Origin of the sequence: Kluyvera huaxiensis (assembly GCF_040149365.1) — a bacterium.
Taxonomy (GTDB): Bacteria; Pseudomonadota; Gammaproteobacteria; order Enterobacterales; family Enterobacteriaceae; genus Kluyvera; species Kluyvera intermedia_A.
Window position 1 is genome coordinate 38,277 of record NZ_JBEFLV010000006.1, and the last position, 14,179, is coordinate 52,455.

Here is a 14,179-nt window from a genome sequence, read left to right on the forward strand (position 1 = left end):
TTATCATGACATTGCATGACCTACGCTATTATTTTATATCAATCACACTACTCTTCTCACCGTACTCTTTTGCGGTCAACGTTCTGAACCAAGACGGTAAAAGTCTCGATTTTTATGGCACTATCATTGCGAGACGTTTTACCAGTAATAACATCAAAGATGATGGCGATCGTAGCTATCTCTATTTTGGGTTGATTGGAAAGCATGACCTTACCCACAACTGGCAAACCTACGCTCACTGGGAATATACGGTTAGTGCATCAGATGCCAGCAGAAATGCAACCCGGCTCGCGTTTCTGGGTGTAGACAACCCGTACTGGGGAAGCCTGGATATCGGCCGGAACTGGGGGGTACTGTACGACGTTACCTCAATAACAGACCGCTCTCCCTTATTCAGGGAAATGTCCTATAACTACATTGACAACTTCATGCGTGGCCGAGCCCTTAATCTTATGACGTGGCGCAAAAAATTATCGGTCTTTCAACAGACTGTGAAATTAGCGATGCAATACCAGTTCAAAAGTAACAACGAAAATCGAGCCTTAAGACAACAGAACGGCAATGGTATTGGTACTTCCCTGTCCTGGTTCTTTACGCCAAAGCTCAGTGCAATTTTTGCTGCGTCATCTTCCGAGACCACATTTTCACAGCAACAAAATGCCGGTTACAAAAAAAACATTCGGACTTTCGCAGAGGGGCTTAAGTACCAGAGCAAAAAACTTTATCTGGCCACTGTTTTCACGCAGAGTAATGATGCCATCAACCCCCAACCTCACAATAATAATACCAACGCCTTCAGCTATGAAGCCCTGGGTAAATATACGCTGACCGACAAATTTCAGCCCAGCATTGGTTACACTCACCTGACGCAAACAATCGCTGGCCAACGAACCCGAGTACTGGATTATGAAGAAATAGGCTTTAGCTACTACTTCAACAAAAATATGCAGATCTTTTTAGATTATAAATTTAATAACATCAGAAATAGCCCTGCCGGGATTGACTGTGCAGATAAACTTGATACAGGGATAAGTTATCACTGGTGAAAACGTATCCAGAGTTAGATGGATTCTGACTCTGGACAACAGAGCATGGCTGAAATTAACGGATATGATATATACCGATAAAGACCCTTTCCCTTGCACCATTGGTGACAGCCACTTACAAGCTATAAAGAAGAAACATCAATAAGATAATTTATTTTTCTGAACCTCGCATGCCTATAAACACTGGAGTATGCCCCACATTGATAGCAATCAATTAACATATAGCATCAGATAATACCAAAAAAAACAAATAAAGGAAAATTATTCATGTCCTGGAATAGCAATCTCAAGCTTATGGCAAAAAACTGGTTAACAATACACGAAGCTGTGCAAGTGATTAATGAGACATTCGACACTTCAATTACAGAAAGTACCATATATCGATGTGCACTTTATGGGCAAATCAATCTATCCATTTACTTCCAGTCTCCGGTAATATTACGAAAAATAGCTAAAAATGGAGAAAAGGTAAAAATATCTATTTTGGACAATTCAGAACTAAAGAGACTCTGCTTTCTTGATAAGCAGTGTTTCATAAATAATAGGAATCTTATCATATCTACTGAAGGTGATTACTTTTCATCTCGCAGAAATATTTTTGATACTAACCTATTTGGATTTGAATACATTATCATTCAAAGATATCTAGCAGACTCACTCAGAATATCACCACCTATTAACAATCCTGACGCCATTAATTTTGGCATTACTGTTACGAATGCAAATGATCTATTTTTGCTTTTCAATAAAATATCATGGGAAGAACAAATTCAGAGCAAGATAAAATACTTATCGGATGAGGCCACCTCTATAATCAAAGAGTCTTCCTGGCGGAATGAAAAGCGGGAATATACGGCTCCATGCTACTTCCCAATGCATGACTTGCCACAAGATGCTTGTTTCGTTATCAAATGTGTTGAAATTGAGAGATTAATAGAAAAGCTAACCATTGACAAAAACTCCACGTTATCTCCGACGAGAATATCTACGCCCTTATCCCGGCTTTTCTGGTTAGCCTGTCATCATAATGAGGTTATACGCCCTCTGGTGAAACAACCTTACAAACTCTTGTCTATATTTGAGGAATGGGCAATTGCTGATGGCATCACCGATCATCTCAGCGGTGATACGCTAAAAACGGCGCTGGAGCGTGGCTCCCCTTTATCGTATAAAACTACAGTGAAGTAGTACATCCTCAGTGTATATATCGCTCAGATCCGTATTACGAGTCAATATTTTCGTGATACGGGTTCACGGTCTTTATCTAAACATCATTCTGTGTTCCTTTATGATAGCAATGCCATAAGCCCCTGGAGGAACAAATGCCATCTCATCAATTATTACGCCTCAGACAAGTCGAGCAAAAAACAGGTCTTAAACGTTCACAAATCTATCTGTATATGAAAGACAAGCGTTTCCCACTTTCAATAAAAATCGGCCCAGCCAGCGTAGCCTGGCTCGAGTCGGAGATTGACGAATGGATTAATCGTAAATTAGCTAACCGCTAAGACAAGAGAGATAACTTATGTTTCCCTCGCTGAATTATTACGTACTCACGGATGTAATATATGCATTGAAGGAAGGTGACTTATCTTACGCTGAAACACTTGGATTTACCCTTGAAGAAATCAACGAAATCAGTCAGTTACCCTTTGATTCATTATTTTCTATCTGCCACTCTCCCGTATCATTTATTGCGGTAAAAATTCACCATGACATTTTACGCAAACGGTTGGAAAGAGTACGTACTGAAACCCAGTATCATCAGCAAATTAATCGGGCGATCCGGTTAGGTGGATCTATAGCATTACTAAAGCATTATTTCGGTCTTACTTCTAACGATGTCTGTCTCAACCGCAGATTACAAGGCATATCTGTACCGTATGGGCGCACACCTCTTCCTGATGAAACCATGGATGCCACAATATGGTGTCGATGGAAGGCGTTAAAAGGAAAAAGCCCTGATGCTAATGAAGCACTTAATATCATGATGCAGATCACCGAAGAATTAGCCTCGGAGCCCAATCCCCCCTCACTCACTGTTGTCTGTAACCGAATCACATTTTGCGAGCAGGGAAGGACAGACAGGAGGACATGATATGCCTGACGAAGTTGATCGCGACCAGGAATTCAATGAGCAACGTCTGGAGGAAATGATTGAACAAAGCCGTTTCAAACCAGCAGCAACGCCTTCCCTGTATCACTGTCAGTTCTGCGGCAGACCAATTCCTGAAAAGCGGAGGCGCACTCTCCCAGGAGTAACAACGTGTAGAGAATGCCAGGAAATGCTTGAGCGACGCAAACGATAATTTTAACAGCAAGACGTGCAGGGAATTAAAACCCCGCACGTCTTTATATTTCACTATTAGTAAAAATACAATCACCGATTATATCTCCCCTCCCCCCTACACTACTAAAATTCATCCCCAAAAAACTCTTAGCATTTCATTTTCACTTTATCATTCCAATTTATATTAATTAAATCCATCCTGATAGTGTTTCTGCTCATCGACCTGACAGTAAGGAATTTATTCAGCCTTGGTCGAGCACCGTTCTTTAATAATTTATATCAGGCTATCACACAACCTTAATTCAGTGTGCCGCTGAATGTTCTCGCTGACCCGTTGAAATCGGAATGCAGAATTGGGACGTGAACCGTTTATTATTATTTTGATTAGAGAACTATCCAAATAAAACCAAGTGACATATTTTTGTCGGTCTGGAATTTTCAACAGATACGCTGAAATCAAACATCTACCGCAAAACAATAGTGCAGCATTTATCCGAATCAAAAGCCCTGTAGATAATATCTCATGACACACTTTATTATGATTTCGGCAATCCGGCGCAAAGCGCTCACAATCTCGAAACCACACATTTAACCCTTCAAATTTCCCTCAGCATGCATGGTTCTTTAGCTATGTACGCTGCCCGCATTCCCGAGGCTACTATGCTTTCCTCATCTGCCTTTCTGGCGGTGGCCATGCAGTGTGCCACCAGCATTCATCCGTCCACAGCACTCGACGTCGTAAGGGTGGAGTCCAATTTTAACCCTTATGCGATCGCCGAAATTATCCCAAAGGGCTCAGGCACCTTCGGTCACATTAAAATCATTTCTCATCAGCCCACCAGCCGGGAAAGAGCCGAGCGAATCATAGGTCGCCTTGTGGCGCAGAGCCGCCGTTATTCTGTGGGGCTGATGCAAATTACCAGCACCAATTTCCATCATTACGGTGTGACAGCCTCTGAGCTGCTTGATCCCTGTACCAATTTGTCTGTTTTCGAACACATCCTCAACGACTGTTACCGACGCGGCGGCTCGCTGAAAAGAGCACTGAGTTGCTACTACTCCGGCAATTTCCGTACCGGAGAACAGCCGGAAGCGGCTTTTTCCGGAACCAGCTATGTGCAACGAATCGGTTACGCTGCTGCTCCCCACTATGCCGTACCCGGAACCCACGAGGATAAATTGACACCCCCGTCGTTCCTGAAGCCTACGCCTGCAGGTGACCAGTTACGTCCCTGCGTGATCTGGCCAAAGGGCGTGGTTCGTGGCGTCCCCTCAAAATTCCGCCAGAAGAAAATTGCCATAGAAAAGATCTCTACGCCGTCATTGCGCCGGAGCCTCTCCCTGTCACCCCGTGAGGAGTAAGAATAATGACACTTTGCTGCAAACTTAAGGCCGCTTTCAGTCCTGTTTCCGCATTTGCACTCATCGTTTGTTCTGTACCTCCGGTTTTTGCCGATGGCTTTCAACGCGCAAATACCGTGATGGAAAAAGTCGCCACCGGCCTTAATGGCCTGGCGGCCATCACCATTACCGTGGCCGTGATCTGGGTAGGTTACAAGACACTCTGGAAAGGCGAAAGCCTGTCCCAGTGCGCCTACATCATCATTGGCGGCATTCTGATTGGTGGAGGCAGTGAAATCGGCGCACTGCTGATGAGCTGAGAGGTTATCTATGGCAAAGCTGCTTAAGGCAATGAGACGTCCGGCGGCACTATGGGGAGTGCCGATGGTGCCTCTACTGGCTGTCACGGGTATCACCATCATCATTGCTGTCTGGACCTCCGTCGCTTTCCTCGCCCTACTCCCGATTGAATTTCTGCTGATGAAATCGCTCACCAGGAATGAACCCATGCGGTTCAGCCTGATAGCCGTCTGGCTCAGGGCAAGAGGAAAACCTGCGGCAAACCGTCTATTTAGCGCAACAGCATTTATGCCCATTGAGCATGATGCTGTTGATATCACGGAGTTTCTCAACGTCATGAAATTGAATCAGAGTGCCACGCTCAGGAAATACATTCCGTATTCATCGCATATTCATCAACATGTCGTCCGCTCACCCAATAGTGACCTCTACTGTACCTGGGAACTGACGGGCACTCCGTTCGATTGTGAATCAGAAGAAACGATCAATATTGACCGTAACCAGTTGCACGGAATTATCCGCTCTTTCGAGGGGATGCCGGTCACCTTCTATATCCATAACGTAAGGGAGCCATTTACCGATTCGCTACATAAGGTATCCGGCAACCCTTACGCTGATGAAGTCAGCCGTCTGTATTATGCCTCGCTGGAGGCTAACCCGTTTCGCCGTAACCGCTTGTTCCTGACTGCCTGCTACCGCCCTTTTGCCAGTCTGGAAAAAGCCGGACACCGGCGTATGAAAGACGGCCAGAAACTGAAAGAGCTTGACGGTGCGTTGCAGGAGATGCTGGAAATTAAAGGTACCCTCGATACCGCTCTGTCACGCTACGCCGCACACTCTCTTGGTACTTTCAGCGAAGAACAGGCGGTATTCTCCTCCCAGTTATCCTTTTACGAGTATCTCTTGACGCACCAATGGCGCAGGATCCGCGTCACCCGTGCTCCTGCATATTCCGTCATGGGGTCGGCGGCGCTGTTTTTCTCCGGGGAGTCTGGACAGATAAACCATACCGGCGGCACCCAGTATTTCCGGGGTCTGGAAGTTAAAGAGTTCCCTGAAGAAACCGCGACTGGAATGATGGATTCGCTGCTTTATGCCCCCTGCGATTATGTCATCACACAGTCCTACACCTGCATGTCACGGGAAGAAGCACGGAAGGCCATCAAACGCACCCGACGTCTGTTAATGAGTTCAGATGATGATGCGGTGTCACAGCGGCTGGATCTGGATGTGGCGCTTGACCTGCTGACATCGGGAAAAATTGCGTATGGAAAACACCATTTTTCCATCATGGTGTTTTCCCACACGCTGGATAATCTGGTAGCCGATACCAGCGAAATCAGCAATGCTCTGAACAACCTCGGCATTATATCGGTTCCCGCCGCGCTTTCTCTTTCAGCCGGATATATGGCGCAACTACCCGGCAATTATCATCTGCGGCCCCGCAAGGGTGAGCTGAGTAGTCGTAATTTTGTCGAGCTGGCCTCGCTACACAATTTCTATCCAGGCAAGCGCGATAACGCGCCATGGGGGGATGCGATGGCCTTACTGCGTACTCCTTCAGGAGATGGCTACTATTTGAACCTTCACAATACGCTGGCGGACAAGGATGAATTCAACGAGAAGAATCCAGCCAGTACCTGCATTCTCGGTACCAACGGTTCGGGTAAAACCATGCTCATGACATTTCTGGAAAACATGCAGCAGAAATATAGCCATACGGAGAGTTTTTCTCCCGACGCAAAAACCAAACGACTGACAACCGTTTATCTGGATAAGGATCGTGGCGCTGAAATGAATATCCGGGCATTGCAAGGCCGTTATTACCGTATTGCACATGGCGAGCCCACCGGGTGGAACCCATTTTCGCTATCGCCCACGAAACGCAATATCAGTTTTATCAGTCAGCTGATGAAACTGCTGTGTACGCGTAACGGTGCGACCATCACGCCCCGCAATGAGCGACGTCTAAATAACGCCATACTGGCGGTGATCGATAATGAACCACAGTACCGTATTCATGGGATCACTCGTTTACTGGAGAATCTTCCGGAGCCTGCGACCCGAGAAGCTCAGGAGAATGGCCTGAGTATTCGCCTGTCGCAGTGGGCGCAGGGTGGCGAGTTTGGCTGGGTGTTTGATAACGCATCAGACACCTTCGATATCAGTCGCTGCGATAACTTTGGCATTGACGGCACAGAGTTTCTTGACGATGCGAACATCTGCGCGCCGATCTCCTTTTATCTGCTGTACCGCATTACCAGCCTACTCGACGGACGTCGACTGGTTATCTTCATGGATGAGTTCTGGAAATGGCTACGGGATCCGGTATTTAAGGATTTTGCCTATAACCGGCTGAAAACTATCCGCAAGCTAAACGGGATGCTGGTTGTAGGAACACAATCCCCGGCGGAGATCATCAGGGATGAAATTGCGCCTGCCGTGATTGAGCAGTGCGGGACGCAGATCCTGGCAGCTAACCCCAGTGCTGACTGGGCACACTATGTCGACGGAATGAAGTTTGAGCCGGAGGTGTTCGACGTCGTGAAAGCCCTGGATCCTCAGGCCCGTCAGTATGTAGTGGTAAAAAATCAATTTAGACGTGGCGACATAAAGCGTTTTGCTGCACGTGTGACGCTCGATCTTTCCGGGATCGGCAGGTACACAAAAGTCATGAGCGGCAGCGCCGACAACCTGGAAATCTTCGACTCTCTCTACCGGGAAGGAATGCAGCCCCATGAATGGCTGGATTCTTACCTGGCTCAGGCACTCTGAAAATCCACAGGAGATTCATGATGAAACGGCGTTTTCATACATTGATTATTGCGTGTGTGATTATCAGCCCGCTGGCACACGCAGGTATCCCTGTTCTGGTGGATGCTGACCCACTACGTGAGCTCGAATGGCTGAAAGAGGCACAACGCTGGATACAAACAGCGCAGCATTATGAGAGCCAAATTCAGGCATATAAAGACCAGTTAGCAACGGCCACCGGTGTCCGGAATATTGTTGATTTCGTTGATCAGGCGAAGAGTCTTAAATCAGATCTGGAAAAACTGCGTAAGCCGGGCCAGACACTCAACGACCTGCTACTTTCTGGTGGCACCGCCGGGCAGTTCGATGCGCTATACGCAAAGTACCGGGTTTTCGATACGTGCAACGCGGCGCAGTCCGGTAGCTATGCCGATATCTGCAAACAACAGGTCATCAATAAGGCAATTCAATTTGAGCAGACTAACGAGATCCAGGATCAGGTCAGCCAGGCACTGGGCGAGATCAACAACCTGTCGAACCGTATTGCACTCTCTAAAGACTCAAAGGAGTCGCAGGACCTTGCCAACAGTATTCAGTTGAAATCAGTGATGCTGAACACGCTCACTGATCAGTGGGAAATGAGTGTGAAGGCGGCAGAAAAACGCGGGAAAGTGCTGGAGGATGAGCGTCTCAAACAGTGGAACCAGCAGCAGTTAACTGCACCAACCCCCGATTTAAACCGCTAAAGGAGTTTCACATGCGTTTATTAACCCTTTCGTTCCTGTCCATTTTATTCCTCATCATTTGCGGCTGCAGAGACGAAACCAAAACGACCCAGTGGTACAAAGATCATCCCGATGAGCTGAAAACAGTATATGAAAAATGCCTGAAAACCGGCGATGCCTCTGAAAACTGTAAAAATGCCAATGAAGCTCATTTTCAGATTCAACAGTTAAATGCCCCCACTCCCAACCTGAATTCATAGTGAGGTTAATATGCCTGGTGGTGTATTTATCGGTGTTGAAAAACACCTGATAGGGGGAGTCACCGACGCAACAAAGGGACTGATGATGTCATACTCCGCCATGATGCTGGGACTGGCGGCAACGTCAGCGACACTTTATATCATGTGGCGTGGATACCAGAGCCTGGCAGGTAAGTTGTCCACACCCATGGAGGACGTCATGTGGGACATCATAAGAATGGCCATCATCCTGTCCTTTGTGGCCAATGTCAGCGGTTATCTCGACGGGGTCATTGACGCTATCAATGGCTTAAAAGACGGCTTTTCCGGCAACGATAATATATGGCAACTACTGGATAGCTTATGGGATAAAGCGAAGGTATTAGGCAAAACGTTACACGACATGGATAATTCAACGTACATAAAAGACGAGGGCATCACAGCTCAATTTTATGTGTGGCTTGGGATATTCGTTTTAATGACTATTACAGCCTTTGTTGCAATGATCGCAGAGGTCATGGTTTTGCTGCTCAGCATCACAGCCCCCGTTTTCATCTTTTGTCTCATGTATGGCTTTTTACGTCCCATGTTTAACAACTGGCTGCAAAATATTTTCGCAGCCATATTAACGGTTCTGTTTTCTGCATTGTCGCTACGAGTGGTCGTTAATTATTTAAACTCCCGCTTAGATATTGCCACACAAATATCTGCACAATCTAATATTGTGGAGCTAGGCGCTCAGGTCTGTCTCGCCGGGGTCTGCACGGCAATAATGGTATACCTTTCTGCAAAACTGGCCGGAGCACTAGCCGGGGCGGGAGCGACTGTCTCCATGCAGGGACTGTCCGCCGTGGGTATAGGCGCAGCGGCGTTTGGTGCAGGGAAATTAGCCGCAGGAGCCGGGAAGCAGACAAACCGCGCAATTCAGGACAATCTTCAGGGATGGAGAGATGCCAGTACAGATAAACCCGGCAGCGGCCCGGGATACAGAGCTGCTCAGGCACGTAAGTATGCCATTGAGCAAATGATCGCCAGGAACGAGGCCCGACGGCTGGCAAAATCAAGAGAAACAACCGTTCAGAAATTTCATCGTTAAACTTGTCATCCCTTGCATACTATTTCCGTCAATCCCCCCGGCGCTAACACTACCCTCTATCCAACCCACTGAGGAAACATCCCATGAAACGCTTGATTGCGCTGATTTTACTGTGCGCGCTTTACGGCTGTGCACAGTCACCCCATCCCCTGGCCTTTAGTGGGAATGGCATCCCGGTAAACACGCCTCAGATGATGGCGGAGTTAAACAATCATGAGTGAACAGTCAATCATTGCTGATTCCCGCACCTTTGAGCAGAAAATGATTGAGCGGGACAAACGCGCCACAAAGGCGGGATTTATGGTTGGCGGCGCGGGCTTACTCATTGCCATACTGGCACTCACCACTGTGGTGCTGATATTACCGCTGAAACAGACAGTTATTGAGCTGTATGCTGTTGATAATCATACCGGACGGTTGGAACACGTCACCCGAGCGTCACAAACGAGTCTGACAGCGGAAGAAGCTTATCAGAAGGCGATGACCTCAAGTTACGTCAGAGTGCGTGAACGTTACATTTACCCTGCCCTACAGGACGATTATTCAACGGTACAGGTCTATAACAGCCCTCAGGTTAATGATGATTATCTGGCACTTTATTCAGGAAAAGACGCCCCGGATAAGGTGTACCAGAATGAGGCCCACACCGTACATATCGACATCCTGTCTAATCAGATCACCGAAGGCACTGCCCCCGATAAAGTCGCCACCCTCCGTTACAAAAAAACTATCCGCCGCCTCGCTGATAGCAGTACGCGTACAGAATACTGGGATGCCCACCTGACATTCCACTCCGACCCAAGTAAGGAAATGAGCGATACAGAGCGGGAAGTTAACCCGTTCGGTTTTACGGTGACCAGTTGGCAGGCAGATCGTGAAATCAGAGGAGTTGAATAATGAAAATTATCATCCTTTTCGCACTGGCGATGTGCGGTATAGCCTGGGGTGCTGCAATACCACAAGCAAGCCGCTACGACGCCCGTCTCCAGCAGGTTGTCTATAACCCGTTTAACGTCACTGTCGTCAATACCCGACCCGGTTTCGTAACCACGCTCATCTTTGACAATGACGAAGCGGTTATCAGTGCTAAACCAGGTTTTGAGGACGCATGGGAAGCCACAACAGACGCAAACCGGGTCAGTATCCGCCCGGTAGCCCTGATTCAGGGTGCCCCCGGAGTGGACGGTAATACAGCGCAGGTGGTCATTCCTCCCAACAGTCACGACTGGCATACCAACATGCTAATCGTTACCACTCGGCGGCTGTATAACGTCGAGCTAAACGTCATCGATGAAAAATCATCGCAGCAGCCTGCTTTTCAGGTGAGTTATCGCTATCCCGATGAAGCACACGAAAAATCGGGCCGTGAAGTCACAACCAAAGCGCGGGAACGGGAGCAGAAACAACAGCAGGCCGATATCCAGCAGGCTCTTAACGCCGCGCAGACACCACGAAACTGGGACTATCTCAAATATCCGGGGAGCAATAGCACACGTATCGTTCCGGACTTCGCCTATGACGATGGTCGCTTTACGTTCGTGGGCTTCTCCCCAGCCAAATCCATTCCCTCTTTGACAAAAGAGCTAAACGGCCAGGAGCATGTGGTTAACAGCAGTGTCCGCAGGAAAGGCAACTTCACCGTACTGGTTATTCAGGAGGTCACGCCCCGTCTGGTCCTGCGTTCCGGTGGCGCTGTGGTCGGCCTGGAAAATCGTGGTTTCGGCAGGGTTCAGGTCGCAGATGGTGCCACAGTCTCCCCGCAGGTTGAGCGAGTGGAAAAAACCGCAACCCATTAACAGCTGAGGAACTGTACACATGAATGACGAACATCTACATCCTGTGCCAGATGAATCCAGGTCCTGTCCGACACAGAAGGATGATGATATTGCTGCGCTTGAGCGCGAGGCCCGCGCAAAGCGTGAAGCTGTGCTTCACACCTGGCAGGATGATGACAATAACGATCCCATACAGCCGACTGTCAATAAACTGAAAAAGCGCCAGCGGGGGAAAGCCACCGCTTTTCTGGCATTCGCTGCCGTTGCCCTGATTGCACTGGCGTGGGGGGGTAACTGGATATACCACAATCTTCTTTGGCAGCCCGGTGAAGAAAAACCTCAGGAAACAGTGGCCCCGACAGATCGGACCGATTCCCGACAGCGTACCGATCTGGGTACGCACTATATCGACGCGAAAACACCAGAACCGGCGGACAACAACCCTGGTAGTATGACACCCAACGGATCGGAGGCTCTACCCGACTTAGATAAAGCCCGTTTTCTGGTGCGCCGGGAGGGTTCAGGTTCGGCGGTACGAAATCCGGTACGGACCCGGCATCAGGAAATGGCGCAGGTATCCTCTACCGGGCAGCCGTCAGGGACACAATCTTCTGATACCGGTCAGCCGCTAAACACCTCGTCGCCACAGCCGGAATCGTCCCCGACAGCGGTCCGGCGAATTCCTTATAATCCCGATCTGTACGTGCCGGAAAATACCACTATTCCCTGCTCACTGGATTACCGTTTTGTCTCAGATCGGGCTGGGAAAATCCGCTGCACGATCGCCGAAGACATCTGGAGCGCCAGCGGTAATACAAAGCTGATTGAAAAAGGGACCACCGCCACCGGGATGTACCAGACTGGCGCAGAAACAGGAATGACACATGGACAGGGACGCGCATTCATCATCATCACGAAACTGCGTACCCGCCAGCCCCCTTTCCTTGATATTCCGCTGGTCGATACGAGTGCTGCCGGAGAGCTTGGCGAGGCTGGCGTTGATGGCTGGATCGACTCGCATTTCAGGGAGCGATTTGGAGGCGCATTACTGGTCGGTATGATCCCTGATATTGGGGCATGGGCATCCAACAGCGCCGGTCAGAAAGATCGGAATACCGACTATACAGAAAACAGCCGTCAGGCTATGGCGGATATGGCACGTACCACGCTGGAAAACAGCATTAATATCCCACCGACTCTCTACAAAAATCAGGGTGAAATCATCAACCTGGTCACAGGTCAGGATATTGATTTTTCAGGCATCTACACGCTGAGGATGAAGAGTGAATAATCGAAAGTTTTTGTTTGGTGTTACGGCGACAGACGTCATCGTAAGGGACGATTTCAGCAATGCTGTCGTCAACGACTTACTGTCACACCTTACCGGAATCAAAAGAATAGTCATGACATACTATCGTGCCGGGGGCGCATTGATAGAACTCAGTATTGACTCAGGAGAAGAGCAACCGTTCTGTATCACCATCAGTGAAGGCCCTTTGGATGCACCGCCTTTTTCCCCGGACGATATCCGGCTGGCACATAAGCAGATATCGCTGCCTGACGTCACCGATATACTCATTCTTGTGACAACATTAGCCCGCTACGCCGGACTTTCCCCCTCCGTCTCCACCGATGAAGATTCATCTTCTCTGCTGGAGTTCAGTTCGTAGTAAATAGCCAGTTGACGCAGCTTTGATATTTCAAGGTTGATAACGCTTTTTCCTGTGCTGTTTTCCCGTTCGGAAACAACCGGATTGAGTAAAAATATACGGAAATATCTGACGTTTTTAGTGTCCAGAATCTCATCGATATAATGACCAAACCGTCCTTTCGCCATCAGATCTTTACTGACATACAGGCGAACAGGCTTCCCCTCATGTTTATCAAAGAAATTAATCAGAAAACCCCGACCATACCGATGCATTAGGGTCCCACCACCATAGATGACGCCCGAATACGGATTAGCCAATCCACGCTGTATATGCGTTATATATTCATGTAGATAGACCTGATCGTGGTGCATGATCCTGAGTCTCAACGCCCGGAACTCATCCTGAGGCAGCGTTTCTTTCGCTTCCTGCCATGTGTCGATAAGTCGCTGAAGCTGGTTGGTTCGCGTGTAGCGACTCCAGCGGGGCTCTTCATTTGTACCCGTTTTATCATCATCCCCGACCGTTTTTCTTGTGTGAACAGGCGTAACAGGCTTCACGGGATCGGATGGTTCGCCATCAGGATCATCTATTGAAGGGTCAAAGCAGTTGATATAGTCCGTCAGCTTTTGCTTTGCTTTTCGTTCTGTGAAATCAGCCTCTGACTCATCTGGACGCCGGTCCTGATCCGCATCCTCGGTGAATTCGAGCCATTCACATCCGAACTTGTGAGGATGAGGTGAACGGAAGTGCGCAGCCTTGAATTTCTCACCATCTTCAGCTTTGACGTGATAGTTAACACCGCTAATGGTGACATCACAGTTGCGATCGCTACATGAAAAAGTGAACCGCTTCCTTTCTTCCGGCTTCCTGGAAAAAAATTCCGTTCGCGCTTCATCAATGGACAAACAGCGCCCGAGTTCATGGCAATAAGCGAACAGTACTTTCGTCTTCGACATACTCC

17 protein-coding genes are annotated in these 14,179 nt (G+C 48.2%); 16 read left to right on the forward strand and 1 reads right to left on the reverse strand.

The genetic code is table 11. The features are described 5' to 3' along the window. Positions 1-5: 5 nt before the first annotated feature. The 16 genes from ABOC97_RS08100 (at position 6) to ABOC97_RS08175 (ending at position 13,236) form a co-directional block, all read left to right on the forward strand. Positions 6-1,046 (forward strand): porin, encoded by a 1,041-nt coding sequence (locus ABOC97_RS08100; protein WP_199963909.1) that lies wholly within the window; start codon positions 6-8, stop codon positions 1,044-1,046. A gap of 267 nt (positions 1,047-1,313) precedes the next feature. After that, positions 1,314-2,234 carry a hypothetical protein gene (locus ABOC97_RS08105; RefSeq protein ID WP_057067590.1) on the forward strand — a complete coding sequence of 307 codons (921 nt, stop codon included), beginning with the start codon at positions 1,314-1,316 and terminating at the stop codon, positions 2,232-2,234. A 134-nt stretch (positions 2,235-2,368) separates the two neighbouring features. Continuing rightward, complete coding sequence (locus ABOC97_RS08110) at positions 2,369-2,554, forward strand: AlpA family transcriptional regulator (protein ID WP_057067591.1); 186 nt, start codon at positions 2,369-2,371, stop codon at positions 2,552-2,554. Between the two features lie 17 nt (positions 2,555-2,571). Then, complete coding sequence (locus ABOC97_RS08115; RefSeq protein WP_057067592.1) at positions 2,572-3,144, forward strand: DUF2857 domain-containing protein; 573 nt, start codon at positions 2,572-2,574, stop codon at positions 3,142-3,144. A 1-nt stretch (position 3,145) separates the two neighbouring features. Further along, the gene (locus ABOC97_RS08120; RefSeq protein WP_044711713.1) at positions 3,146-3,355 is read left to right on the forward strand and encodes a TraR/DksA family transcriptional regulator; all 210 of its coding nucleotides are present in this window, start codon (positions 3,146-3,148) and stop codon (positions 3,353-3,355) included. A gap of 641 nt (positions 3,356-3,996) precedes the next feature. Beyond that, a complete protein-coding gene (locus tag ABOC97_RS08125) occupies positions 3,997-4,698 on the forward strand; it encodes a lytic transglycosylase domain-containing protein (RefSeq protein ID WP_349596144.1) in 702 nt (233 codons plus the stop codon). A gap of 5 nt (positions 4,699-4,703) precedes the next feature. Further along, entirely contained in the window at positions 4,704-4,997 is a 294-nt protein-coding gene (locus ABOC97_RS08130) for a TrbC/VirB2 family protein (RefSeq protein WP_149227865.1), read from the forward strand. A 10-nt stretch (positions 4,998-5,007) separates the two neighbouring features. Continuing rightward, the gene (locus ABOC97_RS08135) at positions 5,008-7,752 is read left to right on the forward strand and encodes a VirB4 family type IV secretion/conjugal transfer ATPase (RefSeq protein WP_349596147.1); all 2,745 of its coding nucleotides are present in this window, start codon (positions 5,008-5,010) and stop codon (positions 7,750-7,752) included. Between the two features lie 20 nt (positions 7,753-7,772). Continuing rightward, the gene (locus ABOC97_RS08140) at positions 7,773-8,477 is read left to right on the forward strand and encodes a TrbJ/VirB5 family protein (RefSeq protein WP_349596518.1); all 705 of its coding nucleotides are present in this window, start codon (positions 7,773-7,775) and stop codon (positions 8,475-8,477) included. A gap of 11 nt (positions 8,478-8,488) precedes the next feature. Continuing rightward, entirely contained in the window at positions 8,489-8,716 is a 228-nt protein-coding gene (locus tag ABOC97_RS08145; RefSeq protein WP_057067596.1) for an EexN family lipoprotein, read from the forward strand. Between the two features lie 10 nt (positions 8,717-8,726). After that, the gene (locus ABOC97_RS08150; protein WP_349596151.1) at positions 8,727-9,791 is read left to right on the forward strand and encodes a TrbL/VirB6 family protein; all 1,065 of its coding nucleotides are present in this window, start codon (positions 8,727-8,729) and stop codon (positions 9,789-9,791) included. Between the two features lie 83 nt (positions 9,792-9,874). Continuing rightward, complete coding sequence (locus tag ABOC97_RS08155; RefSeq protein WP_172408797.1) at positions 9,875-10,012, forward strand: hypothetical protein; 138 nt, start codon at positions 9,875-9,877, stop codon at positions 10,010-10,012. Further along, complete coding sequence (locus ABOC97_RS08160; RefSeq protein ID WP_172408796.1) at positions 10,005-10,688, forward strand: VirB8 family type IV secretion system protein; 684 nt, start codon at positions 10,005-10,007, stop codon at positions 10,686-10,688. Before ABOC97_RS08155 ends, ABOC97_RS08160 begins: the two co-directional genes overlap by 8 nt. After that, on the forward strand, positions 10,688-11,587 hold the full coding sequence (virB9, locus tag ABOC97_RS08165; protein WP_459253819.1) for a P-type conjugative transfer protein VirB9: 900 nt from the start codon (positions 10,688-10,690) through the stop codon (positions 11,585-11,587). The genes ABOC97_RS08160 and virB9 overlap by 1 nt, the downstream gene beginning before the upstream one ends. Before the next feature lie 19 nt (positions 11,588-11,606). Further along, entirely contained in the window at positions 11,607-12,857 is a 1,251-nt protein-coding gene (gene virB10 / locus ABOC97_RS08170) for a VirB10/TraB/TrbI family type IV secretion system protein (protein WP_349596155.1), read from the forward strand. Then, positions 12,850-13,236 (forward strand): hypothetical protein, encoded by a 387-nt coding sequence (locus tag ABOC97_RS08175; RefSeq protein WP_349596158.1) that lies wholly within the window; start codon positions 12,850-12,852, stop codon positions 13,234-13,236. Before virB10 ends, ABOC97_RS08175 begins: the two co-directional genes overlap by 8 nt. On the opposite strand, the gene ABOC97_RS08180 is transcribed toward ABOC97_RS08175, so the two are convergent. Beyond that, positions 13,167-14,174: a hypothetical protein gene (locus ABOC97_RS08180; protein ID WP_349596160.1), complete on the reverse strand. Its 1,008-nt coding sequence runs from the start codon at positions 14,172-14,174 to the stop codon at positions 13,167-13,169. The two genes, ABOC97_RS08175 and ABOC97_RS08180, sit on opposite strands and share 70 nt — an antisense overlap. Positions 14,175-14,179 lie beyond the last annotated feature (5 nt).